The organism is Promineifilum sp. (SeqCode), assembly GCF_041918635.1.
GTDB lineage: Bacteria > Chloroflexota > Anaerolineae > Promineifilales > Promineifilaceae > Promineifilum.
On record NZ_JAYRVJ010000750.1, the window covers coordinates 1 to 3,097 of the forward strand.

At 63.8% G+C, this 3,097-nt stretch carries 4 protein-coding genes and 1 tRNA gene; 4 read left to right on the top strand and 1 reads right to left on the bottom strand.

Annotation, left to right across the window (positions count from 1 at the left end):
• A partial coding sequence (locus ACE3UY_RS21675; protein WP_374689561.1) for an Ig-like domain-containing protein occupies positions 1–424 on the bottom strand: 424 nt, incomplete at its 3' end.
• 324 nt (positions 425–748) lie between these two features.
• Between ACE3UY_RS21675 and tadA the strand changes: the two genes are divergently transcribed.
• From tadA to ACE3UY_RS21695, 4 genes are all read left to right on the top strand, one after another.
• Positions 749–1,213: a tRNA adenosine(34) deaminase TadA gene (gene tadA / locus ACE3UY_RS21680; RefSeq protein ID WP_374689562.1), complete on the top strand. Its 465-nt coding sequence runs from the start codon at positions 749–751 to the stop codon at positions 1,211–1,213.
• A 45-nt stretch (positions 1,214–1,258) separates the two neighbouring features.
• Positions 1,259–1,348, top strand: a tRNA-Ser gene (locus tag ACE3UY_RS21685).
• A 245-nt stretch (positions 1,349–1,593) separates the two neighbouring features.
• Complete coding sequence (locus ACE3UY_RS21690) at positions 1,594–2,346, top strand: SRPBCC family protein (protein ID WP_374689563.1); 753 nt, start codon at positions 1,594–1,596, stop codon at positions 2,344–2,346.
• Positions 2,347–2,418: 72 nt separating this feature from the next.
• On the top strand, positions 2,419–3,097 hold a 679-nt coding region (locus tag ACE3UY_RS21695), incomplete at its 3' end, for an alcohol dehydrogenase catalytic domain-containing protein (RefSeq protein WP_374689564.1).

A 3,097-nucleotide genomic window follows, 5' to 3' on the forward strand; every position in this document is an offset into this window, starting at 1 on the left:
CCGGGGTGAAGACGGCTGTCTCCGGCTCCGGCCAGGTCAGTTCCCCGGTGACGGCCGGTTCGATGCTGAACGCGGCCTCGACGGAAGCCTGATCCATCGGCTGGTCGAAGCGCACCGTGATGGGCGCGTTGGCCGCGACCTCGCCGCCAGGCAGCGGATCGCTGGTGATGACTTGCGGCGGCCAGTCGATGGCCTCGGGCGGGACGGGTTGAACCACGATGGGCGCGGCCGTAGGCTCCGCCTCGGTCTCGGCGGTGGCGGCCGGCTCGGTTGCCTCCGTTTCGCCGCCACCTTCCAACCCCTCGGTCGCGGCGGTCGCGGCCGGCGTCGGCACTTCGGCTTGCTGGCCGCGGCGGCAGGCCGCGACCACGAGCAGCAGCGCCAAGAGCAGGACAATAATCTTGACAGACTTGCGAGTAAACATAAAGTTCCCTCCGGGAACGGAGAAGTGAGTTAGCGAGGGAGCGTCGGGCGCGTCAAAGCAGGCATTACCCTCACCAACGTAGAAATAGGGTCTTCTATAGAGACGCTAAGGTTTGGACAGCGGTTCCACGAACTCCCTCATACTTGTCAAAGTTGGTCTGATGGAGAACAGCGTCGGGGATGCGGAGATGACCAACCGTTCCAATTTTACCATAAATCGTCAGCCAGTGTGTTAAGTAGAACAACATGCGCCTGTCTTCCTTCCGGCAATGTCCGTGGGAATGGGTGTCACCCGGTCTCGATTTCTGTTACGATCCAGCCTGACATGATGACGACGAACGACGAATTCTGGATGCGGCTGGCGCTGGAACAGGCAGCCGAGGCGATACGTTTGGGCGAAGTGCCGGTGGGCGCGGTGGCCGTGCTGGAGGGCGAGGTTATCGCCACCGGTTTCAACCGCAAGGAGTCCGACCAGGACCCGACGGCCCACGCCGAGATGATCGCCCTGCGCGGCGCGGCCGCCCGGCTGAAGAGCTGGCGGCTCATCGGCGTGACGCTCTACTGCACGCTGGAACCCTGCCCCATGTGCGCCGGAGCGATGATCCAGGCCCGGCTCTCGCGACTGGTGTACAGCGCGCAGGATACCCGCTTCGGCGCGGATGGCACGATCATCGACGTGCTGGGCCAACCCGCCTTCAATCACCGGGTCGATGTGACCCGTGGCGTGCTGGCCGCGGAGGCGGGGGAGCTGTTACAACAGTTTTTTCGCCTTCTACGCAATCAAAATTGATCGCTGGCAACTGATCACTGAATACTGTATACTGTATACCGATTCGGAGAGGTGCCGGAGCGGTTGATCGGGGCGCTCTCGAAAAGCGTTGTGGCCGTGAGGTCACCGTGGGTTCGAATCCCACCCTCTCCGCCAAAAGATACACTCCACCCTGGTGGGGTGTTTTTTATTGGGCCACCCCATTCCCGTCCGAATCACCCAGATCGCGTCGCGCCGGACGATTCCGCCCGTATCCAATCAGGGTCAAAACGACTACGGTTGTCAGTCGCTTCGGGCGTTGTGGAGTCACATCCCACTCCTTATACTAACCCAGATGCTAATAAGGCGGCGCAGCGGGCAATCGGCTGCGCGAGGAAGGGAAGATGAGTGAATATCGACAAATGAAAATGAATGTCAGCAATTCAGAGCGCTGGGCGTCGCTGGTGGGTGGCGGCCTGGCGCTTTTTTTTGCCCTGACGCGGCCGAGCGCGACCAAACTGCCGCTGGCCGCGGGCGGCGGCTACCTGCTCTACCGCGGTCTGAGCGGCAAAGACCCGGTCTATGAGATGCTCAACATCCGGCGCGCGCCCGGCGACAGTAACCACCTGTTTGTCCGCCGCGCGGTCACCATTAACCGGCCCCGTGCGGAGGTCTTCGCCTTCTGGCGCAACTTCGAGAACCTGCCGCGCTTCATGGAGCACTTGCAGGCGGTGCAAGTGCGGAGCGACGGCCGCAGCCATTGGGTGACGCGCGCCCCGCTGGGCCAGACGGTGGAGTGGGACGCCGAGATCGTTGATGAGCGCGAGAACGAGTGGATTGAGTGGCGTTCGCTGCCTGGCGCGGCGATAGAGAACGCCGGCCGGGTGGAGTTCCGCGACGCGCTCGACGGCTCGGGCACAGAGGTTGACGTGCGGCTGGAGTATCAGCCGCCGCTCGGCTCGGCTTCTGTCGCCGTGGCCCGCCTCTTCGGCGAGCAGCCGTGGCAGCAGGTGCGCGACGATCTGCGCCGCTTCAAGCAGATCATGGAGGCGGGCGAGACGCCGACCATCTTCGCCCAGTCCTCCGGCCGCCTGAAAGAGGTAGCGGCACAGCGCGCCGAATTGCGTGGCGAGCAGCGCGAGGCGCAGGCGGCGGGGGCGTTGCCGCCGGGGTGATGTGTGCAAGTAGGCAGTAAGCAGTAAAAAGAGAGGAGGGGAGCGCGATTTGGAGATGAAGGAGCTACTTCTATGAAAGCAGTTTGCTGGTACGGCATTCACGACGTGCGAACGGAGCGAGTGCCCGATCCGATTATGACCAGTCCCCGCGACATTATCTTGCGGGTTACGTCCTCTTCGGTGTGCGGCTCCGACCTGCACCTGTACGACGGTATGATCCCGTCCATGCGCGAGGGGGACATCATCGGCCACGAGTTCATGGGCGAGGTCGTTGACGTGGGCAAGGAAGTCCGCAATGTCAAGCGGGGCGACCGGGTGATCGTCCCCTCGCCGGTAGCCTGCGGCCACTGCACCTATTGCGCCCAGGGCAACACCTCCTGGTGCGACAATTCCAACCCCAACGCCTGGGTGCTGGAGAAGATGTACAACCAGTCGCCGGCCGGCTTCTTCGGCTACTCCCACGGCTTCGGCGGGTATGCCGGCTGCTTCGCCGAATACATGCGCGTGCCCTACGGCGACGTGGCCTCGTTCAAAGCGCCTGAGGGATTCACCGATGAACAACTCCTGTTCATTTCCGACGCCGCCCCCACCGGCTACCAGGGCGCCGACTACGCCAACATCCAGCCCGGCCAGACGGTGGCCGTCTGGGGCGCGGGCGCGGTGGGCCTGTTCGCCATGAAGAGCGCCTGGCTGATGGGCGCGGGGCGGGTCATCGCCATCGACCGCGTGCCCTACCGGCTGCGTATGGCCC

What these genes read in the sequence shown, in the direction of transcription:
- tadA (WP_374689562.1), top strand. Translation starts at nt 749, where the DNA reads ATGATGACGACGAACGACGAATTCTGGATGCGGCTGGCGCTGGAACAG.
- ACE3UY_RS21690 (WP_374689563.1), top strand. Translation starts at nt 1,594, where the DNA reads ATGAAAATGAATGTCAGCAATTCAGAGCGCTGGGCGTCGCTGGTGGGT.